The 22,449-nt window shown below is 38.1% G+C and carries 21 protein-coding genes; 4 read left to right on the forward strand and 17 right to left on the reverse strand.

Going from position 1 to position 22,449, the window contains the following annotated elements:
* The first annotated feature begins 46 nt into the window (after positions 1-46).
* Complete coding sequence (locus tag QGM71_RS05100; RefSeq protein WP_327606452.1) at positions 47-994, forward strand: LCP family glycopolymer transferase; 948 nt, start codon at positions 47-49, stop codon at positions 992-994.
* A 138-nt stretch (positions 995-1,132) separates the two neighbouring features.
* The gene (locus QGM71_RS05105; protein WP_327606453.1) at positions 1,133-3,145 is read left to right on the forward strand and encodes a penicillin-binding transpeptidase domain-containing protein; all 2,013 of its coding nucleotides are present in this window, start codon (positions 1,133-1,135) and stop codon (positions 3,143-3,145) included.
* 56 nt (positions 3,146-3,201) lie between these two features.
* On the opposite strand, the gene QGM71_RS05110 is transcribed toward QGM71_RS05105, so the two are convergent.
* The 7 genes from QGM71_RS05110 to QGM71_RS05140 form a co-directional block, all read right to left on the reverse strand.
* Positions 3,202-3,636, reverse strand: a complete 435-nt coding sequence (locus QGM71_RS05110) for an IDEAL domain-containing protein (protein ID WP_327606454.1) — start codon at positions 3,634-3,636, stop codon at positions 3,202-3,204.
* Between the two features lie 155 nt (positions 3,637-3,791).
* Complete coding sequence (locus QGM71_RS05115) at positions 3,792-4,235, reverse strand: IDEAL domain-containing protein (protein ID WP_327606455.1); 444 nt, start codon at positions 4,233-4,235, stop codon at positions 3,792-3,794.
* A gap of 98 nt (positions 4,236-4,333) precedes the next feature.
* Positions 4,334-5,392, reverse strand: coding sequence for a hypothetical protein (locus QGM71_RS05120; RefSeq protein WP_327606456.1), 1,059 nt, complete (start codon positions 5,390-5,392; stop codon positions 4,334-4,336).
* A 247-nt stretch (positions 5,393-5,639) separates the two neighbouring features.
* On the reverse strand, positions 5,640-5,999 hold the full coding sequence (locus QGM71_RS05125; protein WP_327606457.1) for a DUF779 domain-containing protein: 360 nt from the start codon (positions 5,997-5,999) through the stop codon (positions 5,640-5,642).
* 93 nt (positions 6,000-6,092) lie between these two features.
* Complete coding sequence (gene exaC, locus QGM71_RS05130; protein ID WP_327606458.1) at positions 6,093-7,613, reverse strand: acetaldehyde dehydrogenase ExaC; 1,521 nt, start codon at positions 7,611-7,613, stop codon at positions 6,093-6,095.
* Between the two features lie 331 nt (positions 7,614-7,944).
* Positions 7,945-8,127, reverse strand: a complete 183-nt coding sequence (locus QGM71_RS05135; RefSeq protein ID WP_327606459.1) for a cold-shock protein — start codon at positions 8,125-8,127, stop codon at positions 7,945-7,947.
* Positions 8,128-8,195: 68 nt separating this feature from the next.
* The gene (locus tag QGM71_RS05140; RefSeq protein WP_327606460.1) at positions 8,196-9,086 is read right to left on the reverse strand and encodes a LysR family transcriptional regulator; all 891 of its coding nucleotides are present in this window, start codon (positions 9,084-9,086) and stop codon (positions 8,196-8,198) included.
* Positions 9,087-9,221: 135 nt separating this feature from the next.
* Here QGM71_RS05140 and QGM71_RS05145 point away from each other — a divergent pair, with 135 nt between their 5' ends.
* Positions 9,222-10,235: a YeiH family protein gene (locus tag QGM71_RS05145; RefSeq protein ID WP_327606461.1), complete on the forward strand. Its 1,014-nt coding sequence runs from the start codon at positions 9,222-9,224 to the stop codon at positions 10,233-10,235.
* A gap of 80 nt (positions 10,236-10,315) precedes the next feature.
* Here the strand turns inward: QGM71_RS05145 and QGM71_RS05150 are convergent, their stop codons facing one another.
* The 3 genes from QGM71_RS05150 to QGM71_RS05160 form a co-directional block, all read right to left on the reverse strand.
* Positions 10,316-11,059: a Cof-type HAD-IIB family hydrolase gene (locus tag QGM71_RS05150; protein WP_327606462.1), complete on the reverse strand. Its 744-nt coding sequence runs from the start codon at positions 11,057-11,059 to the stop codon at positions 10,316-10,318.
* Between the two features lie 311 nt (positions 11,060-11,370).
* Entirely contained in the window at positions 11,371-11,967 is a 597-nt protein-coding gene (locus QGM71_RS05155; protein ID WP_327606463.1) for a pyroglutamyl-peptidase I, read from the reverse strand.
* 44 nt (positions 11,968-12,011) lie between these two features.
* Positions 12,012-12,197 (reverse strand): hypothetical protein, encoded by a 186-nt coding sequence (locus QGM71_RS05160; RefSeq protein ID WP_327606464.1) that lies wholly within the window; start codon positions 12,195-12,197, stop codon positions 12,012-12,014.
* A 189-nt stretch (positions 12,198-12,386) separates the two neighbouring features.
* On the opposite strand from QGM71_RS05160, the gene QGM71_RS05165 reads away from it, so the two are divergent.
* Complete coding sequence (locus QGM71_RS05165) at positions 12,387-14,030, forward strand: SLC13 family permease (protein WP_327606465.1); 1,644 nt, start codon at positions 12,387-12,389, stop codon at positions 14,028-14,030.
* A gap of 709 nt (positions 14,031-14,739) precedes the next feature.
* Here the strand turns inward: QGM71_RS05165 and QGM71_RS05170 are convergent.
* The 7 genes from QGM71_RS05170 to QGM71_RS05200 form a co-directional block, all read right to left on the reverse strand.
* On the reverse strand, positions 14,740-14,919 hold the full coding sequence (locus tag QGM71_RS05170; protein WP_327606466.1) for a hypothetical protein: 180 nt from the start codon (positions 14,917-14,919) through the stop codon (positions 14,740-14,742).
* A 4-nt stretch (positions 14,920-14,923) separates the two neighbouring features.
* The gene (locus QGM71_RS05175) at positions 14,924-16,138 is read right to left on the reverse strand and encodes an MFS transporter (protein WP_327606467.1); all 1,215 of its coding nucleotides are present in this window, start codon (positions 16,136-16,138) and stop codon (positions 14,924-14,926) included.
* Between the two features lie 59 nt (positions 16,139-16,197).
* The gene (locus QGM71_RS05180) at positions 16,198-17,406 is read right to left on the reverse strand and encodes a CynX/NimT family MFS transporter (protein WP_327606468.1); all 1,209 of its coding nucleotides are present in this window, start codon (positions 17,404-17,406) and stop codon (positions 16,198-16,200) included.
* 632 nt (positions 17,407-18,038) lie between these two features.
* Positions 18,039-18,347, reverse strand: a complete 309-nt coding sequence (locus QGM71_RS05185) for a hypothetical protein (protein WP_327606469.1) — start codon at positions 18,345-18,347, stop codon at positions 18,039-18,041.
* Between the two features lie 533 nt (positions 18,348-18,880).
* Positions 18,881-18,982 carry a putative holin-like toxin gene (locus QGM71_RS05190; RefSeq protein WP_327606470.1) on the reverse strand — a complete coding sequence of 34 codons (102 nt, stop codon included), beginning with the start codon at positions 18,980-18,982 and terminating at the stop codon, positions 18,881-18,883.
* A gap of 333 nt (positions 18,983-19,315) precedes the next feature.
* The gene (locus QGM71_RS05195) at positions 19,316-21,292 is read right to left on the reverse strand and encodes a TRAP transporter permease (RefSeq protein ID WP_327606471.1); all 1,977 of its coding nucleotides are present in this window, start codon (positions 21,290-21,292) and stop codon (positions 19,316-19,318) included.
* 80 nt (positions 21,293-21,372) lie between these two features.
* A complete protein-coding gene (locus QGM71_RS05200) occupies positions 21,373-22,368 on the reverse strand; it encodes a TAXI family TRAP transporter solute-binding subunit (RefSeq protein ID WP_327606472.1) in 996 nt (331 codons plus the stop codon).
* Between the last annotated feature and the right edge of the window lie 81 nt (positions 22,369-22,449).

The following is a 22,449-nucleotide window of genomic DNA, read 5'->3' on the forward strand; positions in this document are numbered from 1 at the left end:
TTCGCTATTTTGATAAAGCGGTTAGTTAGCACAGAGGAGAATATGTGTGAGTTCAAGAATAGAAAAAAGATATAATAAGAAGAGACGTAAATGGCCCTTTTGGGTCGGTGGAATACTAGTAGCATTTATTTTAATTGGCGGCGGCTTCCTTCTGTATGTGTGGGATAAAGTTGGAGATACAGTTGAGACAATGCATAATCCGTTGGCAAGAGACAATGATCCAAATCGTGAGAAAGAACTCCAATCCATTTTCAAAGATAATAATTCCGTTAATGTTCTCTTATTGGGTGTTGATGAACGTGAAGGTGACAAAGGGCGTTCGGATACAATGGTTCTTATGTCATTAAATCCCAAAACAGAATCCATGGCAATGCTCAGCATCCCAAGAGATACGTATGTAAATATTCCTGGTCGCGGAATGGATAAAATTAACCATGCCTACGCATTTGGTGATGTAGATTTGTCTGTACAAACAGTTGAAGAAGCTTTCGACCTGCCGGTTCATTATTATGCCAGCGTTAATATGGATGGCTTTAAACTTGGCATTGATGCTTTAGGCGGTGTCACGATCACGAACGATCAGAATTTCTCACAGGGGGGTACCTCTTTCACTGAAGGACAGATTACACTAAACGGAGAACAGGCATTAGATTATATTCGTATGCGGAAGAATGATCCGCGTGGCGACTTAGGGCGTAATGAACGACAGCGTAAAGTAATTACTGCAGCCGCTAAAGAAGCTGCCAGTTTCTCAAGTATTACAAAGATTGGTAATATTTTAGATATACTGGGTGGCAACGTAAAAACCGATTTAGATATGAATAAGTTACAATCCTTATTCAGCGGCTATCGAAACACGCAAAAAAATGTGGAGACAATAGAAATAGCAGGAAGCGGACAAACCATAGGTGGCATTTGGTATTATGTAGTACCAGAGTCAGAATTCAATCGAATTAACACCGAAATTAACAGCCATATGGATGCGAAGCAATAAATAATAAGCAACTAAAATGCTTGACGAAAAGTCACCTGAATGAAATCCGTCAGGGTGACTTTTCCTTATATATACACATTTCTATATTTCAAAAGTGGTATAATAGCATAAAGGCTTTACGACTTTAGGGGGGATCATATGAAGAAATTCACACTACTATTTTCTATATTCTTTATTGCTTTTCTCGTTGCTTGCTCTGAGGATGAAGTGACACCTAATGAGCGCTTTGATACCTACATAAAGCAATGGAATGATTACGAGTTTGAAAAAATGCACGCGATGTTCAGTACCGAAGCTAAAGAGACTTATCCAGCAGAAGAATCTGTGGATCGCTATGCTAAGATTTATGAGGACCTTACCATATCCGACTTGGAGGTTTCATTTAAACCACTGAAAGAAGAACAATTGGAAAGTGCGATGAAAGAAGGAACAGCTATTTTCCCCTTCTCTGTACAAATGGAAAGTATTGCTGGCCCAATAAATTTTGAATATGAAGCTACTTTAGTTAAACAAGGCGAAGAAGATGATGAAAACTGGTTTGTTCAATGGGATCCAGGATTTATTTTCCCACAAATAAAAGACGGCGGTGAAATCAATTTACGAACAGAACCACCAATACGAGGCGAAATTCAAGATAGAAACCAGATGCCTTTAGCTATGAATGCTACAGTATATGAAGTAGGAATCGTACCAGAAAAACTTGGAGACAATCCAGAGGCTAGTAAAGATAAAATTGCGGGACTTATCGGAATGTCCAAAGAAAACATAGATTCAGCTTTAAATGCAGGCTGGGTTGAACCCCATTTATTCGTCCGATTAAAGACCATTCATAATGAGGATCTGCAATCTCAATTAATTCAAGTTGACGGAGTAATGATAGATGAAGTTACAGGTCGCGTCTATCCTTCAGGCGAGGCCGCTGCACATCTGGTTGGAAATATAGGCCAAATCACTGCTGAAGAAATTGAAGAATCCGAACCTGGAATATATGGTCCGAACGATATGATAGGAAAACGTGGATTAGAAAAATGGTATGAAGAGCGGCTGAAAGGCGAAAAAGGAACTAGGATTATTGTTTCCAAAGATGGTGAAGAAGACGTTATTCTGGCAGAAAAAGAAGTGAAAAATGGCGAGAATGTAACATTAACCATTGATATAATTGTTCAGGAGCGAGTATATGAATCATTCGGGGAGGATGCTGGTACAGCAGCAGCAATTGATCCTAAATCCGGAGAAACGCTTGCACTAGTAAGCAGTCCAGCATTTGATCCAAATGAAATATTACATGGTACAACCCAAAACTTATGGGAAGAACTTCAAAACGATGAAAATGAACCGATGCTCAACCGTTTTTCAGCTACATTTGCTCCTGGTTCTGTATTAAAACCTGTAACAGCGGCTATCGGTCTCCAAAATGGTACCATCGATGCCGATGAAGGTATAGAGATACAGGGAAAGACCTGGAGTAATGGTGAAGGCTGGGGAGACTACGAAGTACGCCGCGTATCGGAATCCAGTGGACCTGTAGACCTGTCTAACGCATTGATTCGTTCCGATAATATATACTTTGCAATGAAGGCTGTTGAAATGGGTAATGAGGCCTTTGTCAGTGGGTTGGAAAATTTTGGATTCGGAGAAGATATGCCATTTGAATATCCTATTAGTACATCTACTGTTTCATCAAGTGGTACTATCGATGATGAAGTTTCTCTAGCAAATGCAAGTTACGGTCAAGGCGAATTAGAAATAAGTGCTTTACACCTGGCATTAACCTATACCGCTTTCTTAAATGACGGAAATATGATACAACCAACGTTACTTACAAGTGAGGAAACTGGCCAGATATGGAAAGAAGAATTAATTTCTGCTGACCAAGCACATACAATACTAGACGATTTGCGAAGCGTGGTCACAGAAGGTACTGCCAGTATAGCTAATATCGATGACCTTTCCATTTCAGGAAAAACTGGAACAGCAGAGTTAAAGCTGACTAGTGATGATGATTCTGGTAAAGAAAACGGCTGGTTCGTCGGATATCCTACTGACGATCAAGATATTCTGGTTGCCATGATGGTAGAAGACACTAAAGATCGGGGCGGCAGCAGCTATACTGTAGAGAAAGTTATAGAAATATTAAAGAATTTTAAATAACCTTCGACGAAGGTACTATTGAAAAATCTACTCAAGACGTATTTGAGTAGATTTTTTTATAATAATTTTAACAAAGTATAAAAAGCCGCTTCATCTCTGTTATCCAATGCTCTATCAATCATTCTTTTAATATTCAGGTGTTCCAGTTCATCTACAATACATTTAATTTCCGGTGCAGTATACTCCATTGTATTTTGATAGTAATAATCTTTGGCTATCAAGTACAGCTGATTCAGAAAATCAGACATCGATATTAACTCAGTCATTGTTATATATATAATTTCATCGTCTTTTTGAAATGCGAATTTAGCATTTAGGTTTTCTATCTTTTTGGATGTGCGGTTAAGCTTAATGACCTTGTCCTCAATAGGTAAAAACTGATACTCATCACCTTCAATTAATATAGTAAAGTACGGAGGGGAGACACTTAAGTAAATATAATCAATATCAACTTTAATACGATAGGCTTTTAGCGTTTTAACTGTTAACACATCGATATCCTCCTCTATCTCTCTTGTTCTATTAAAAGAACGATTTAGTTTATTATAAGTTATAAAGAGTAAATTCTCAATTGTTTTTTCTTTAAAAAGAACAGAAGGAGAAACAAAAGCATTCCTGACCTAGTAATCCGGAATGCTCCTTTACTTTATAAAAATTCCGTCAGCAAATAAAAAGTTTCTTTATCTTTATCATCTAATGCTTTATCTATTAATCTTCTGAGGTTTTGATTTTCCAGTTGATCAATCAGGACAGAAAGCTCATTATTTTTATCATCCTTACTGAGAACTACATCGAATTGATAATAGGATTCAACAATAGAGTTTAATTGATATAAAAAGTCGGGAATGGATATTAGTTCAGCCATTGTTACGTAAATTACATCCTTTCCTTTTTGAAAGGCAAACTTAGCATCGATGTTTACTACTTTTTGAGATTTTCGGTTTATACGAATCTCTTTCGCTTCAACTGGTATAAACTGATATACTTTATTATTAATTAATACTGAGAAATATTGATACGCAAGAACAATACGCACGTGGTTTTCTTCGGCTTTAATATAATACGGTTTCAGCATTTTTACTGTTACCATCCTATCCACCTCCCTAATCATTCTCTAAATTTTCAGTTAATTAATTTTACACGACTTTCACATAAATTACAAGTGCTTTTTAATAAGAAAACAAATTTTTACTGTTCAGACAGGAAACTTTTAATTATAAAATCTACTATATCCGCTGTCTCTTCCTTATTAATTGTGTAAGTTAATTCTATTGTTTCTAAATGCTCACCTGCTGTTTTAAGGTTCTCCAAACCCTTTCTCATGTAAGATTTATAGTTATTATTCAACTCACTGATTTCTTTATTATATTTTTCATCAGTACCTGGTGTAACAGTTTCTTCGTATAAATCAATTATTATATCCTCTGCTCTTTCAGGGTAAAATTCATGAGGATCAGTACTGTCAAATATACAGAAATCCAGCTCAGGAACTAATACCATATCAATGCTATTCGGATCGAAACTGCAATAGTACAAATCCACGTCAAAGCCAAGATATTCACAAGCATCCTTTATTTTTTTCATAAATGTTGATTTTCCAGTCCCTGCACGACCTTTAATGAAATAAGCCTTGGAGGTACTTTTAATCAACTGTGGTACAACATTAACAATACCTCTAGCTGTGTTTGTACCAAACATCCTATGCCGTACATGGCTTTTCCTGTCTTTCTTTTGTACACTATGAAGTAATTCTTCTATAAATTCAGCGGTAATCCGGTCTGCTTTTTGAAAATCCATTTCTTTAATATAAATCGATTCCAAATTGTCATGAATCTTTAACCCGGACTTAAAGTTATTGTATGCAGCTTCTGTAAACTCAACAACATCTTCTCTCACTTTATTTCTATTTTTGTTATCAGGTGATCTTTCTTTAATAAAAAGACTTAAATCAAGTTCAAGTGCTCCATAAAGTTCAGGCAAATCGATTTCGTCTGTAATTATAGCTATTGATTTACTTCGAATGATTACACCATCTAAATACTTATCATCCAATGCACTAAGGAGTATTTCTATCGTATAATCAGATTCACAGGTTTTTATAATTTCTTTTAAAATAGTTGTCTTGATAGTATGTGATGGATGATTTAATACAATTATTTGATGAATTCCTTCTAAATTGGTCGGCAGTAAATTTATAAATCCCTCTGCAGTATTTCCCGTTACATAATAATACTTTTTACTAGGCAAGGAGCCACATCCTTTGTAAGTTTAGTCTTCATTAATTTATGTATAATGCAACATTGAGGTGAATTATACCTCTAAAACTCACGTGATATAGGAAATGTCCCTTTACTGAAACATGCCTTAATACAGAAAATTCTATGGAGGGAGCAAATGACTGATAAACTCCCATATAAACATTATTTTACGCATTTGCTAAGACAATAAAAACGTCAAATCTTCTATACAAAAAGATTTGACGTTTTTATTATAACTAAGCTCCAGTTAACTCTGCTCTTTCATTCTCTGTAAACACCCTTGACCTTGTTAAAAACCGTTTTCCTTCTGGGCCTTCCAGTGAAAACATGCCACCGCGCCCATCTACCGCATCAATAATAAGCTGCGTGTGTTTCCAATATTCATATTGATCCTTTGCTATAAAAAAAGGGGTATCTCCAATTTCACCAAGTAATACATCCGATTCACCCGTGCGAAATTCATCCCGGGGATAACACATTGGTGAACTTCCATCACAGCATCCGCCTGATTGATGGAACATTAATTCTCCATGGGTTTCTTTTAATGTTTCAAGAAGGATCAAGGCCTCATCTGTAGCAATTACACGTTCAACCATTTTCAACACCCTTTCCAAACGTTTCAAACCACATTATTCGAAGAAAGGAACGGAAAATATTGCATCAAGCTCCTTTCTCCAAAATGTATCAGTTTAGAATAATCCAGCTGCCCCCTCACTATAGCTGATCAGCAGATTTTTAGTTTGCTGATAGTGATCAAGCATCATTAAATGATTTTCTCTGCCAATACCTGATTTTTTATAGCCGCCGAATGCCGCATGAGCAGGATACTGGTGGTAACAATTAGTCCATACACGACCTGCCTGAATTCCACGGCCAAAACGGTAGGCGGTATTAATATTACGTGTCCAAATACCTGCTCCCAGCCCATATAGCGTGTCATTTGCAATTTCCATTGCTTCTTTATTATCCTTAAATGTCGTTACGGAAAGTACTGGTCCAAATATCTCTTCCTGGAAAATGCGCATCTTATTATTACCCTTAAAAATTGTGGGTTCTACATAATAGCCGCTTTCCAGATCATCCTCCAGCCTATTAACGTTTCCACCGACAAGTACTTCTGCGCCTTCTTGTTTACCTATATCCAAATAAGACTTAATCTTCTCCAATTGTTCCTGTGAGGCCTGCGCACCCATCATTGTTTCCGTATCAAGCGGATGTCCTATTTTGATTTGGTAGACACGTTCAATTGCCCGCTCCATAAATTTATCATAAATGGATTCATGGACAAGGGCACGTGATGGACAAGTGCAGACCTCTCCTTGATTTAATGCAAACATGACAAGACCCTCAATCGCTTTATCCAAAAACCCATCATCTGCATCCATTACATCTTCAAAAAATATATTGGGAGATTTACCTCCAAGCTCCAGTGTAACTGGTATAATATTTTCAGAAGCGTACTGCATAATCAAACGCCCTGTAGTAGTTTCACCAGTGAACGCCACTTTAGAAATGCCGCTGTTAGAAGCGAGCGGTTTTCCTGCTTCTACTCCGAACCCATTTATAACATTGAGTACACCTGGTGGTAATAAATCCTGAATTATTTCAATTAATACATGAATAGAAGCCGGTGTCTGCTCTGCTGGTTTTAAAACAACACAATTTCCAGCAGCCAAGGCAGGTGCTAATTTCCATGTAGCCATAAGTATTGGGAAATTCCAAGGAATTATTTGACCAACTACTCCCAGTGGTTCATGGAAGTGATAAGCCACCGTATCATTATCAATCTGGCTTATTCCACCTTCTTGTGCACGTATCGCACCCGCAAAATAACGATAATGATCTGCTGCTAGCGGTAAATCTGCAGCCAAAGTTTCCCTCACAGCTTTGCCATTATCCCATGTTTCTGCTACTGCGAGCATTTCTAAATTTTCTTCTATTCTATCAGCAATTTTGTTTAATATTTTTGCTCGTTCTGTTACGGATGTTTTTCCCCACGCATCCTTTGCATCATTTGCAGCTTGGACTGCTGCTTCTACATCTTCCTTAGTCGATCTGGCAATCTCACAGAACACTTTTCCAGTAACAGGACTTACATTCTCAAAATACTTTCCGTTCGCAGGTGGCCGGTACTCTCCACCAATAAAATTGTCGTATCTTTCTTTGAATGTTACAAGTGAACCTTCCGTATTTGGGTTTGCATATCTCATGAAATTCCTCCTTTTTATTGTAAACGCTTACAATTATACCAGGAAAAAGCTTCTCCTTATATTAAAAGTATAACAATATATTCAGATTCATTCCAATAATACAATTATTTATGTTGAAATTAAATAATCGTTCAAACACGTTTCCTCACTTCCACTTATCTTTCAACTAAAGAAAAAACCCTGTTTAAATTAAACAGGGCAACAAGAGTTGAAGCGATTATTTTAAAGCAAAAGACGCTGGATATCCAACGCCATAGTAAAAATATATTTTTTATCAATAATTTCAAACCAGATTACTGCTTCAACTCTATTTTGGAGATACAGTTAAGAATTATTTTACTTCTGGAAGTACACGCACTTCCTGATTCATCGAAGATTTACATAGTGGACATTCAGGCACCTCTGCAAAACTGTAGGATTCTCTCATCCAACCTTGGCAGTCATCACTAGTACATGACCACACATTTGTTTCCACCTCTGGAACTGGCTCTTTTGGGCCGCGAGAAAATGACATAATAGCATCCCCTTTCATCATACTCTTCTCATTATACTCCTTTCCAGTCAACAAAGAAAGGGCATTAACTAATCATTTCTTGCTATCGCAGTATTTACTACTTGTTCAAAAACCTGCATTGCTTTCGTATGAAACTCCTGATTGTTTTTTATAATTGAAAATTTACGCTGCACAGGTGTGTCTTTTACAAGCAGTTTACTTATTGTGTTCAATTTTAATTCCTTTTTTATCGTCAAATCTGACAACAGACTAATTCCAAGTCCCGCTTCAACAGCTTCTTTAATAATCTGTGTACTACCGAATGTCAGTACACGAAGTGGCTGAATAGAATGCTTTTGGAAAAAGTCTTCCACCATTTTTCGAGTACCGGAACCTTCTTCCCGTATAATCCAGGTTTGCTTCTCCAGCTCCTTTGGTAAAACGATCGATTGCTTTATCAAGGATTGCCCTTCGCCAGCAATTATATACATATCATCTGTAGCAAAATGTTGTGTTAAAATACTTCGGTGGTTAAAGTCCCCTTCTACCAACCCAATATCTATTTGGTGATTTAATAACTTCTGTGCAATTTCTGTGGTATTGCCGATTGTCACATCGGGGACTATTTTTAAATAGCGCTTACGCAGCACACCCAGTAGGCCAGGGAGAAAATACTCCCCAATTGTATAGCTCGCCCCAATCTTTAATTCTCCACTTGGATCATTCTTTAAATCAGAAACCAAAATTTGCATACGCTCATAATTTCTAAGGATTTCCTTCGCATATTGATAGACAATCTGACCAGCTTTATTCACTTGAACAGATTTATTATTCCTTTCCAGCAATTTTACTTCAAATTCCCTTTCCAATGCAGCGATATATTGACTCACTGCAGGCTGTGACATATGCAATGCTTCCGCCGCCCGCGAAAAATTTTTATAGTCTGCTACGGTTACAAAAACAACTAAATGCTGATCCATCATGCACCTCCTTTTCAATTATAAGTATAACTTATCATAAACATAATAATAATTTATTTTTCTTATAATAAAAAGACCTTTATACTTGTTACGTTACCAAACATTGGATTATGAGAAAGAGAGGATTTATTCACTATGCCAGCTAGTAAAAATATAGAATGGAAAAAAGTGATACTAGGAATTGGTTTTACTTTTTTATTTGCAATAGTAGGCTATCTGCTAGCTTATATACCTGGAATTAATCGTGTTGGACCTCTTGCAGCTGCTATTATTCTTGCAATTATCTATAGACAAATTTTCGGTTACCCTGAATTTTTGCGAACAGGAATTCAATTTTCATCTAAACATTTGTTGCGGTTAGCAATTATTTTATATGGCTTGAAGCTAAATATAAGCATTATCTTCGAAGATGGCCTTGGCCTCTTAGCAAAAGGTGCTGCAGCAATCCTATTTTCTGTTCTGCTAACTGTCTATCTGGCAAAAAAATTCAAAGCTAATCAGCAGCTTGCCCTTCTACTTGGAGTTGGTACTGGGGTGTGCGGAGCAGCTGCAATTGCTGCTGTATCTCCAATTATAAAGGCGAAGGAGGAAGATACCGCCATTGGAGTTGGTATTATTGCCTTAGTTGGTACGGTCTTTTCTATTATTCATGCTATTTTACAACCATTTTTGCCACTAACGGATCTACAGTATGGAGTGTGGTCTGGGCTGAGTTTACATGAGCTTGCACATGTAGCCTTAGCTGCCGAACCAGCAGGAGAGGATGCCTTGGCTATTGCTTTATTAGCGAAACTGGGACGAGTATTCCTGTTGGTGCCTCTGTGCTTTGTACTGATCTTTTGGATGAAATACCGGAAATCGACTGATGAGAATGGTCAGGCAAAAGTTACCTTCCCATGGTTCTTACTCGGATTTATCGGAATGAGTATAATTGGCAGCTATGTATTGGGCAGTATAATCCCATTCTCTGAAGCTGCAATGGGTGCTACAGGCTATATTACGACCTTTATTCTTACTTCTGCAATGGTTGGTCTAGGATTGAATGTTAGTCTGAAGGATGTAAAAAATAAAGCATTGGCTCCGCTCCTAGCCATGGTAATCACTTCCATATTACTTTCTGTTCTCATGTACTGGATTGTAATAATGTAGTGGGAATCGGGCTCTACCTGGATCCAAACAAAAACGAAGGATCAACTCGACTTTAAAAGGCTGTTCCTTCGTTTTTAAAATTAAAATACAAACTGTTCAATTGCTTTGGCAACACCATCATTATTATTCGTATCGGTAATATGGTCAGCTACATTTTTAATTGCTTCCTGAGCGTTCCCCATCGCAACACCAACGCCTGCTTCCTGGATCATTTTAATATCATTCAAGCTATCACCGACAGCCATTACTTCATTCATGGTGATGCCAATTTCCTGACAGACTTTCTTTAGTGCACTTGCTTTACTTACCCCTTCCGGATTGGCCTCAATATTTGTCGGTAATGAATTGGTAAGCTCCAGCCCTTTTATATAAGAAAGCTCTTCCACCATCTTATCAAGCTTTGCTTGGTCAAGAGAATCACAGCCGAATTTCAGCCATTTATGCTCATAAAAGTTATTCGGACGCTCACCGCGATATACCCCGTCTGTAGATATCATCCACATGTTAACGCCTATGCCTTCTCCTATGTTCCACATCTTTTCAACTTTCTCTGCACCAAGTAAATGCTGCTCTAATAGTTCTTTTTCTACAGTCCACACTTCACCGCCATTGGCAGTAACTAGATAGGAAGTGAGCTTTAACAGCTCCGCATACGGATAACAGGAATCAAGCCAGCGCCCCGTACTAAGCACCACATGTACATCGTTTTCGAGCGCCTTTGCAATTACCTCCTGTGTATGATTAGACACCTCATGATCATCATTCAATAATGTTCCATCCATATCTAAGGCTATCAACTTAATTTCATGCATTTTATCAATCATTAAACCGCACCTCCACTTAGTCATTATCAAGTTTGTTGCTCTATTTTCAGCTTGTTATTATACACCCTAGTTGTTGCCTTCCTTTAATCCATTTTATCAGAGGCTGACCAAGAACGATAAGGAAACCATTGATCGCTCAGAATGTGCAGTACTGCTCCAGTGGGATAGCAATATCCTGTGTATGTAAAGCGATCGTTGATTGTAACTCACTATAGGCCAGCTAGGTATTAAGAATCGACTGCATAACTAGTTATTTTGAACAAGTAGTATACGTGTGATTTGTAAGCTGGGTACCATCCATTTCCTTTAGTTTATAGAGATTCAATCACAATTTTAATCGATTTAAGTAAATCATCCTGTGACCAGCTGGGCATACTTTTTTCAATTGCAAGTTCATGAGAGGCTGGTATATGAATGAATCCTGCCTGGCGATCCAAGTTGTTTTCTTTAAAATAATGCAAAGCATGGTACATCACGTTATTACATAGATATGCACCAGCTGTATTCGATATTTTGGCCGGGAATTTGAATTCTTGTAAGTTTTTAACGATTTCACTGATTGGCAGTGTGGAAAAATAACCATCCGGTCCGTCAGCAAATATTCTTTCTCCATAAGGTTTATAGCCACGATTATCTAGTGGACCGTCATTACAATTAATAGCAATTCGTTCTGGGGTTAGTAAGCTTCTACCAGCAGCTAAGCCAAGAGATATTACTGCATCAGGATCGTATTTTTTTATTAATTCGATAAGCTCCGGTCCAGACTTACTGAAATCTACAGATAAAATTTCACCCGTAATAGTATAATTATTTATTGTTTCACCATGTAGCGAATTTGCTATTTCGGTCGTTGGGTTAATTGGGTAATCTAAAAAAGTTTCAAAACCAGTTACTAATATTTTTTTCAATACAAGCACCTCATTATCAAATGTAATTTCTAAAGACGGCTAATTTATATAAAACTGTTCCATTTCAATAGCACATTTTGTGCTTCTTCTATTGAAATGGGGCAAAACCTGATCTTACCATTTGGTACAAGATGGGTAACTTTAGGTATATCACTGGAAATCACAGTACCATTATGCAGATAAGCTGCTGACGTCTGACGGTCTGCCATTGAGATTATTGTAAATTCCACAATCAATCCTTCTGAAAAACCTATTATTAGAATGATAGCACATTTTCAGTTGCTACATCTATAATCCTATCCCCGAGGTACTCTTGGAGAATATTAAATACCCTTTATGAAAACGTATTCTATTTACTTGCTGAATTTTCCATAGATTATTATAATTAATTTTAATCTAAGAATTGGAGGAGATACTATATGATTTCAGCAACGTGGAACTGGCTGTGGGATAAGCATGACCAGGTCAAGGATTTATTCACATTTTTTGTGAGGCCAAATTCTTCAAAGATGGTAACAGATCAAGAAACCAGTCGGTCACAAACAAGCAATGGGGATGATAATGGCGGCAACAATAGAAGCTATAAGCCTGCCCAGCTTACTGGACTGATTTTAGGTCCTTTCTTATTTTTGCTGACACTTCTATTTTTCTCACCTGAAGGGTTATCCAATGAGGGTCTGGCAATTCTGGCAAGTACGATTTGGATTGCCGTTTGGTGGATGACCGAAGCAATTCCAATTCCAGCAACTTCTTTATTACCGATTATTCTTTTTCCTTTAACTGGCGGTTTGGAAATCGGTTCTACCACCTCAGCATATGGAAGCGATACTATTTTTTTATTTATGGGGGGATTCATGATTGCATTAGCTATGGAAAGGTGGAATTTGCATAAGCGGATTGCATTGACTATTATATCTGTTATTGGTACGAATACAGATCGAATTATCCTCGGCTTTATGGTTGCAACAGGGTTTTTATCCATGTGGATATCCAATACAGCAACCGCTATGATGATGGTTCCAATTGGATTAGCAATTATTTATCAAATATCGGACGCACTAAAAGATGATCCAAGCATAGATACATCAAAAGAAAACTTTGGCTTTGGTAAAGCACTGATGTTGAGTATTGCATATTCCGCTTCTATTGGGGGCATTGCAACACTAATTGGTACACCACCTAATACATTGCTAGCTGGCGCGATTAAAGAAACATATGGTATTGAACTGTCCTTTGCAAACTGGATGTTATTCGGAGTCCCACTTGCCTGGATTTTTATTTTCATTGCGTGGTTTTATCTTGTACGGATTGCTTATCCACAAAAGCTGAAGCAATTACCAGGTGGACAGGCTGTTATAAGAGAAGAAAAGAAAAAGCTGGGTGTTGCTTCTTTTGAAGAAAAAGCAGTTTTTATTGTATTCATACTGGCAGCTTTTGCATGGATTACTCGTACATTTGTGTTAAATGAGATAAATGAAAACATTAATGATGCGATTATCGCAATGACGGCTGCACTTATTTTATTCATTATTCCAACAAAAAATCGCAAGGGACATTTATTAAACTGGGAGACAGCTGTTAAATTACCTTGGGGTATTCTACTCCTCTTTGGTGGTGGTCTTGCGATTGCTGCAGGATTCACTTCCTCTGGTCTTTCTGAATGGGTTGGCGGTCAATTAACAGCATTACAAGGTGTAAACATTTTTATTGTACTCCTGGTTGTAGCTACATTGGTCATTTTCTTAACGGAAATCACGTCAAATACAGCTACCGCCTCGATGATGTTCCCTATAATGGCATCTCTTTCAGTAGCCTTAGGTGTTCATCCATATAGTGTGATGGTGATTGCCGCTGTTGCTGCTTCCTCTGCGTTTATGCTGCCTGTGGCGACACCTCCGAATGCTGTTGTGTTTGGATCTGGCTACTTGCGGATACCAGATATGGCCAAAGCAGGTTTTACACTAAATATCATTGCAATTCTCTTAGTCTCTCTGGCTGTTTACTTTTTACTTCCACTGGTCTGGGGAATAAATTTATCGGACGTTCCTGCTTTTACTGAATAGATTGATAGAAAAGGGAAAACAAGCGCTCCAGCTAGTTTTCCCTTTTTATAATTGCTGTTTTTTGACACATAATCTATAAAAGACGAAGTAACTGCAATGTTGATTTTCGCTCCGGGCAGTCGCTTTCACCACTCCGGGTACAAGTGCAACATCTGCTCAGCTTCATTTCATTCGCTTTGCAGTGTTTTCTTTGCCACAGCACGGCTTCAGCCTCGGGCTAACAGGATGTTAGTCATGAAGGCGTTGCGACAGGACGTCGCGTTTTTAGCCTTCCATCCCCACAAACCACCGCTGTGGGGTCTTCAGACACGTGCTGTTCTGAGCAGGAGTCGACTGCCCTCCGCTCCAATCAACAATCACAAAAAGCGAGAATTTATGAATTAAAGTAATAGATAAATATATAACAGAGCACAACACTAGCGGAGGAAAAACACGAAGACTCCTCGAAAATGTAAAACGCATTTTCTTGGTGCGATGTATCGCTGCCGCAGCTTTCCTTGTCCTGCGGGAGGAAAGGCATAGGTGAGCCTCCTTGTGCTGTCGCACTGCTGAGTCTCACCAGCCGCCCGCGGAAAGCGAAGTGTGTTTTCCGCAGTGGAATGAGAAAGCCACACTCAATAACAGCAGAATTCAAATTTTCATTACGTCGTCTTTTATATAAACTATGATAATTAATAGCAGCAATCACTTACAAAAAGAGCCTTAATAATTATGATTTTTTTCTGCTGAAATCCTTAAAAGGAAAGTTTACTATAATTATAAGTATTCCTACGATTAAAAGAACATAATGAATGAAAGACGTATTGTCCTCAAAAATAAAATAGGCTCCAATTGCTGTTAAAATCCAGCCTAGCGCCTCGGTAAACATCCGTTTTACCCTACTTTTCATACCATCACCAACTTCTGTCTTTTTTTCTCCCAGAGTACCGAAAAGCTATTTTCACAACAAGTATATAAGCGATTGGTATTATCCCAATTAAACCAATAAGCCCGATCCAACCTGCATATTCCCATAATGGCCCCAGGGAAGAACTTCCAAGTGCAACTCCGATATAATAGGCAACGAGATATAAACTCGCCGCACTGCCTTTATGATGAGTAGCCTGTACACTCACGGAAGTTGCAGTCAGAGAATGCGCTGTAAAAAAACCTAAGCAGGTGACACATAACCCAATTATTACTAAAATCAGTGATGAGCTTAGCGTCATAAAAATACCAGCTGTTAAAACAAGAATGCCAGCCAGCCGTATTTTCCTCATTCCGTAGACCCCTGCAAGCCAGCCTGCTACCGGAGCCCCAACTACCCCTAATCCATAAGCAAAAAATGTGTAGGATATGGTATGGAGTGATAAGAAAAAGGGTTTTTCCTGTAAATAAAATGGCAAATATGTCCACAATCCACTGAATGAAAATTGTAAAACAATTCCAAGACCGAACACGATGCGTAATGCAGGATTTTTTAAATGAAAGATAAAGCCTTCCATATCCTTTAAAAATGGAAGATTATCAGCTTGAAAAAAGCGTGATTTCGGGAGCATGACAGATACTGCAATTAAAATCAGTACCCCTACAATTGCCAGGGTATAAAACGCTATTTGCCAGGAGTAATGATCCGTTATATAACCAGTAATAACTCGTCCTGCCATTCCACCAAGAGCATTACTTGATATATAAAGTGCTGTTGCAACTCCAATACTTCTGCGGTCTATCTCTTCACTTATATATGCCAGAGATGCTGCCGGCAGCCCCGCAAGCGCAAAACCTTGAATGAAACGCAGTACGATTAGAATAAAAAATGAATCCATTAACGGAATTAATAGAAACGGGATAATAGAACCAATTAATGACAGTTTAATAAACAGCGTACGACCCATACGATCAGATAGAAAGCCAAGTATAATTAAACCTGCAATCAGCCCTACAATAGTCAGCGACAATGCTAGACTCGACTCAGAAGCAGAAACACCAAATTCAGTAACAAATACTGGCAGTAACGGTTGTACCGAATACATGCAAGCGAAAATAAAAAAAGATGCCAATGCTAAACTTATTGTAATCTTCCAGAAATAGAAATCCCGTATACCATATGTTTGAGATTGATGTTGCATAAAGTCACTCCATCACTACTTGCTAACTAAAGTATAAGTAATTTTCAATGCAATAACAATTAATCGAGCACATACCTGTCTCTTCCAGCGCTCATACCAAACAGCGTAACCAAAATTGCAACGCCCATCATTGTTAAAAGCGGTACTGTCCAGATATGCGTCAAATCGTATAAATAACCAATAAATATAGGGCCGGTGGCAGCTAAAATATAACCAAGCGACTGTGCCATTCCAGACAGTTCACCTGCTTGTCTTGCATTTCTTGCTCGCAGTCCTAAGAAGGTCAACGCGAGAGCGAATGTTCCACTTAACGTAATCCCTATTAATATCGTACTAAAAACCATTACAGTAAAGGATTTACCTAAAAGTAATCCTGCATAACCGCTTATAGAAAGAAAACCCAACACGAGTACTAATGCCCGTTGAGATTTATACTTTCCAGCAATCATAGGGACAAGAAAACTGGCCGGCAATCCAATAAACTGCATAAAGGACAGCATCCAACCGGCCGTAGCCATACTAACACCATAATCATGCAAAATCTCCGGCAACCATGAGATTGTTACATAAAATAGAAAGGATTGTAACCCCATAAATGCTGCAACCTGCCAAGCAAGCCGGGAGCTCCACATGCGATTATCATTCGGTGCTATATATTTCACTTCTGTACCGCGATCTGCCTTTTCTCTTTTAACAAGATAAATCCAAATACCAATACCTATTACTGCTGGAAAAGCCCATATAAGCAATGCGACCTGCCACCCCAGCCCAGCTTCGTTGGCCACAGGGATACTCAACCCGGAAGCAGTCGCTGCAAATATTCCCATTGCAGTGGAATAGACACTTGTCATAAGGGCTACTTTGGCTGGAAACTTCTCTTTTATAACGCCAGGTAATAGTACATTACAAATAGCAATTCCCAGACCAATGAACAACGTCCCTGCAAAGAGCAGAACCATTAATGAAATGGAACGGACAGTAATACCAATAAATAGAAGAATTAATCCAATAAGCATAATTCGTTCATTTGTAAACCTGTTTCCAAGCTTCGGAACAAGCGGTGACATAATTGCAAATGCTACTAATGGAAGGCTGGTTAAAATGCCAACACTCCAATTGGATAGCCCTATATCATCACGAATGATACCAATAAGCGGGCCTACAGAAGTAATAGCAGGCCTTAAATTAAACGCAACAAAAATTATACCTGCAATTAATAAAAAACGGTATATTTTATTTGATTGTTCACTCGTACTCCCTATACCCACAATTGATACCACCTTCCCTGAAATCCTAATTCTAAATATAGCATAGTCCTTATCGTATAGGAAAAATTTTAACAGCAAGTGGGGTGGCAAGGCTTTCCGTGAAATTCTTGAAATCTCCTCTTCCTTTACATCAAATAATTGTTAGCCTACCGACAATAGAAAAGGGTAATAAATTCCTCACATAATTAGATTGCTTGGAAAAGTGATAGCTTCGAAACAACACAGGCAACAAAAGAAAAAGCTGTAACATAAAACATAACTACAAAAAAGGGAAGAAAAAACGCTCTTCAACGCCAAATTCTCTCCCCTTTTTTATCATTAATTATTATAGTTGGAATGCTATTTTTTATACGAGTACTCAGTTCAGTGATGAACAGCATCAGGAAGTGATAAAGTGTCCGTGTCTATTGTGGAGCAAAGCCCCTCCAAGGAGCAACTGAATCAATGAGCTTCTGATTTAAAGAACTATACAACAGCAATGCAAAAAAATGTCTGTAATTTAAAGTGGAGAACAAATCGGAGAAATTACATTAATATTACTATTTTGAGGGACTCCTTATTGAACAGAACGTCCCTCACTCTAATTTCACTGTGAGTTATTGCCCAGGAAATATGCACCGTTAATTCAGTTATTAAGAGACCTCTTTCTTGTTCACTATATCTTTCACTTCAACTGGTTCCTGATCTGAATCAGTTAGTACTTTTTCATTAAGCCAATTAAGCTGGTTCACTGTCATTTTCGACTGAGTGGTGCCTGTTAGTTGGGGTTTTTCCAGTACATCTTCTCCATTAAATAAATGAAATAAACTCATAGCATAGCTTCCTTGTGATTTATAGTAAGACAACCCATATTTCATTTCCTCTTCAATGACAGTTAATAGCAAAGAATTTATAACCACAAGCTTCCCCTGCTCTATATTAGTATAATTTAGTTTTTTCAACACCAGCAGCCCCTCTATATTTTTATTTTGTTTACTTTTAATATTCAATCTTCTTTATTTGTAAAAATTCTCCTTTCTTTACCTAAATTCAGTAAAATTATTGCGACTATACTACTATTATCTCATATTCGTCAAGTTCTGCAGCCTTTAACTGTTTGTCGAAATATGATTTAGGATTACTAATTAACATCATATATTATGTCGAACGATATGTAATTATGTCGTAATGTAACGGATAAAATATCATTATTTACATTTAAATACATAAATACAATTAAATACCCAATTTATGTACATTCTGTGAATCTTTTGTAATTATAGTTATAATTAACTACTTTCTCCGATTTATTATATGCAGGGACGATAAAATATCCCTATAAAATAAATCAATGTGTGGTATACTGTGGATAGAAATATGTATATAGTAAACAGACCACAGCTACTACTGTGGTCCGAAGATAAGCGGTTCCCCTAGTGGACGGCTTCCGTTACAGTAGACCTCTTCCACATTAATTAAGGGTTAATAGGGAGGTCTATTTTTTATTGGTCATTCTAATGACAAGTGTTAGAAGCGCAATCAGAAAGCTTCCAAACGAAAACATAATCACAAACACTTCAAAAATGCTCAGTGGCATCACCCCTTTTTTTCAGCAGAGTTAGCCGGCCAGTCCCTACAGGAACATTATCTAACGGTAGTATATCATATTTTTAACTCAAATAAACATAAAAACAGAACGTTTGTTTGCATTTATGGTTATAGTACAAACTTATGCTGAACCTTTTGTAGGATTTTTCCTATAAAAGGTCATCAAGCACCCACTGCAATACTTTAGTAATTTGGCTCAAGCGAGCGGTATTTCTGATACGGATTGAATTTCCTTTCTCCTTCTACTATAACTGAATAACAGGCTGTCAGGATAAATCCCGACAGCCTGTTTAATTACAAAGTAGTTTTTACATCTCTATGGTTAGTTACCTGTTTGCATAGTTGAATTCATTTCTTTTTCACCTGCATCGTGATTAAAGAATTTTTGAATGACCCAAATCATTGCAATTAATAATAGTCCTACAATGCTGCTTGTTAAGTGAGGTATTATTAGCATCAGTCCAGCTCCTAATAATATTATGCGCTCCCATAGATAAGATTTTCTAACTAAGAATCCTATCATCGAGCTACTTACAGCACTCATACCCACTATCGCTGTTGATAAAGCGATAATAAGTTTTACTGGCGTTACATCCACTAAAACAAGTATAGGATTATAGATGAATATATATGGTATTATAAACGCTGCAATTGCCAGTTTGACCGCATTTACACCCGTTTTAAACGGATTTGCCCTGGCTATTCCAGCTCCAGCATAGGCTGCTAAACAAACTGGCGGGGTAATGTCAGCAACAATTCCAAAATAAAAAACAAACATATGTGCAGCGATTGGTGCAACACCAAACTCATTAATCAGTGCAGGTGCAGCTACTGTTGCAGTAACCACATAGTTCGCCGTTGTTGGCAGCCCCATTCCAAGAATGATACAGGCGATCATTGTAAAGAATAGTGCCAGGAACAAATGACCACTGGATAGCGCAATTATTCCTGAAGCAAACTTAGCCCCGAGCCCTGTAATACTTACAACACCAGCGATAATACCAGCTGTAGCAACCGCCGCAATAACTGGCAAAGCCACTCGTGCACCTTGTTCCAGTACATTTATAATCTCCCTGAAGTTCATCCTGGTTTCTTTACGAACGAAACTAACAAGAAACGCCGCCGCAATACCCATTAATGCTGCCCGTTGAGGAGTGAAGCCTACCATAATTGTTCCTACAATTACAAATAACGGGAGCAGCATGTAGCCGTATCGTGTCATTAATTTTTTGAAACTGGGAAGATCAGCTTTTGGTAACCCAAATATTCCAAGCTTCTTTGCTTCAAAATGCGTCCCAATAAATATCCCCGTAAAGTATAGGGAGGCTGGAACAATAGCAGCCAGCATAACCGTAGCATACGAGACACCGAGGTATTCCATCATGATAAATGCTGCTGCCCCCATAAGAGGTGGCATAATCTGGCCACCAGTAGAAGCGGATGCTTCTGTAGCAGCAGCAAATTCAGGTTTAAATCCCGCCTTTTTCATCATTGGAATGGTGAATGACCCAGACGCAACTGTATTACCAACCGAGCTTCCTGACACCATGCCCTGCAAGGCACTAGCAGAAACAGCTGCCTTTGCTGTCCCACCAGTAAATCGGCCAGTTAGAGAGAATGCTAAATCATTGAAGAACTTACCAATCTTTGTATGTACAAGAATAACACCAAAAAACAAGAAAAGAAAAATGAATTTCGCCGATATCTGGATTGGCGTTCCAAATACCCCGCTTTCCCTGTACCATAGGTTAGTAGCAATACGATCAATACTGAACCCTGGATGTGATAATATTTGTGTTGGAATGTGATTCCCAAAAATAGCATATAAAATTGTAACACTTGCTACGATAATAATTGGTACCCCGACTGTACGTCGGGTTGCTTCGAGGAGCAATAAGATTCCAAGTACAGAAACGATAATATCAAATGTTCCATATCCAGAAACCCGGCTTTGTAGAATCGAATCAAAAAATATTATTTTATGGTAAGTTACATACATGGCAGTGAATGCTAAAACAACATCATACCATGGTACGCTTTTTTGTTTCTTTTGCAATCCCTTTTTGGCGGGGAAAAGAAGAAATATAATTCCTAGAGCTGTTCCTAAATGAACCGCGCCTTGTTGTTGTGATGGTAATGTACTAAAATAACCTGTGTAAATATGAAACAACGTTAAAGAAACACCAAGAAACGTAACGATCCAAGCCCATTTCCCAATTTTAACTCGATAATTGCTCTCTTTATCATACTTCTCAAGAATTTCCTTCGTCTCCTGATCAATCTTCTCATTTTCTATCATCTAACCACATCCCTCTAGATATAGGTAGAAAGAAAGAGATCTCAGTTTAATGAAGATCTCTCCCCTTTTTTTCATTTAAATTATTTAACATCATCCAAGCTTTCTATGCCAGTGTTTTCACGTGTGACAATTTGAATGACTTCTGGATAAATATGTCCGATAAACGCTGCATTTGGAACTTCATTACCATCAAACTCTCCAGCTCCGTTTATCGCATCTAATGCTGGTACGTGGACCGACATACCAAGATCCATGTTACCATCTCGAATGCTTGCCAGATTTTCAATTGAGGCTCCTGTTTCTGTATTTGTTACATTAATTCCATCAATATTGCTGTTCCACAGGTTTGCCATCTCGCCTCCAAGTGGGTAATATGTACCACCCTGGCTTCCTGTTCCTAAAATAAACTCACTCTTACTTTCAGTAACGTTAAGTTCTGCTACTGGATTATCCACTGTTAAACCTTGTTCTTCATAATAACGCTTTGCACCAGGATGAATTGGTAAACCTTCTGCACCCAGCAGTGCATTTTCCAATGTCATATGCGCAGACTGGGCATGCGTATTTTCTTCCGCATTCTCCACCATGCTCTTAGCAAGCTCATAACCAAGCTCGTCATCAATTGTATCTGTACTTCCCATTAAAATTGCGTATGCGGTAACTGTTTCTATATCTGATTCCAGAAAATCGTACGTATCCTGTGGAATAGTATAACGTTGATAACCACTATTTTCTTCGATATAATCAATCGCATCATCGGATAGTTCCAGCATCTTTACATCACCAGCTGAGGCCTGTAAACTCTCGATACTACCTGCCGGTAAGCCTAGAATGCCGATGGAAATATCAATATTACCATCCTGTACGCCATCTGCTGCGTCACCAAAGCCCTCCTGATAAGCACTATAATCATCATCGCCAATGCCGTGAGCAGCCAAAATCAGTTTTGAAACAGAATTCGTTTCACTTGCAGGTGGTCCAATAGCGATGCTTTTCCCTCCGCCACCACAAGCCGACAGCAACAATACCATACTCAACATCAACATCATCAATCCGACTAGTTTCTTTTTTTTCATTTCTCTACCCCTTTTTTAAATATATTTTTTCGCTTCCTCTTTTGTGAGCGCTTTCACAAAATGCGTATAAGAATTATATGT

The organism is Virgibacillus tibetensis (assembly GCF_036026595.1).
GTDB lineage: Bacteria > Bacillota > Bacilli > Bacillales > Amphibacillaceae > Virgibacillus_P > Virgibacillus_P tibetensis.

Coding starts and splice junctions, on each gene's coding strand:
- QGM71_RS05105 (WP_327606453.1), top strand. CDS start 1,133: ATGAAGAAATTCACACTACTATTTTCTATATTCTTTATTGCTTTTCTC.
- QGM71_RS05115 (WP_327606455.1), bottom strand. CDS start 4,235: ATGGTAACAGTAAAAATGCTGAAACCGTATTATATTAAAGCCGAAGAA.
- QGM71_RS05125 (WP_327606457.1), bottom strand. CDS start 5,999: ATGGTTGAACGTGTAATTGCTACAGATGAGGCCTTGATCCTTCTTGAA.
- exaC (WP_327606458.1), bottom strand. CDS start 7,613: ATGAGATATGCAAACCCAAATACGGAAGGTTCACTTGTAACATTCAAA.
- QGM71_RS05135 (WP_327606459.1), bottom strand. CDS start 8,127: ATGTCATTTTCTCGCGGCCCAAAAGAGCCAGTTCCAGAGGTGGAAACA.
- QGM71_RS05140 (WP_327606460.1), bottom strand. CDS start 9,086: ATGGATCAGCATTTAGTTGTTTTTGTAACCGTAGCAGACTATAAAAAT.
- QGM71_RS05145 (WP_327606461.1), top strand. CDS start 9,222: ATGCCAGCTAGTAAAAATATAGAATGGAAAAAAGTGATACTAGGAATT.
- QGM71_RS05150 (WP_327606462.1), bottom strand. CDS start 11,059: ATGATTGATAAAATGCATGAAATTAAGTTGATAGCCTTAGATATGGAT.
- QGM71_RS05165 (WP_327606465.1), top strand. CDS start 12,387: ATGATTTCAGCAACGTGGAACTGGCTGTGGGATAAGCATGACCAGGTC.
- QGM71_RS05170 (WP_327606466.1), bottom strand. CDS start 14,919: ATGAAAAGTAGGGTAAAACGGATGTTTACCGAGGCGCTAGGCTGGATT.
- QGM71_RS05175 (WP_327606467.1), bottom strand. CDS start 16,138: ATGCAACATCAATCTCAAACATATGGTATACGGGATTTCTATTTCTGG.
- QGM71_RS05190 (WP_327606470.1), bottom strand. CDS start 18,982: ATGCCACTGAGCATTTTTGAAGTGTTTGTGATTATGTTTTCGTTTGGA.
- QGM71_RS05195 (WP_327606471.1), bottom strand. CDS start 21,292: ATGATAGAAAATGAGAAGATTGATCAGGAGACGAAGGAAATTCTTGAG.
- QGM71_RS05200 (WP_327606472.1), bottom strand. CDS start 22,368: ATGAAAAAAAAGAAACTAGTCGGATTGATGATGTTGATGTTGAGTATG.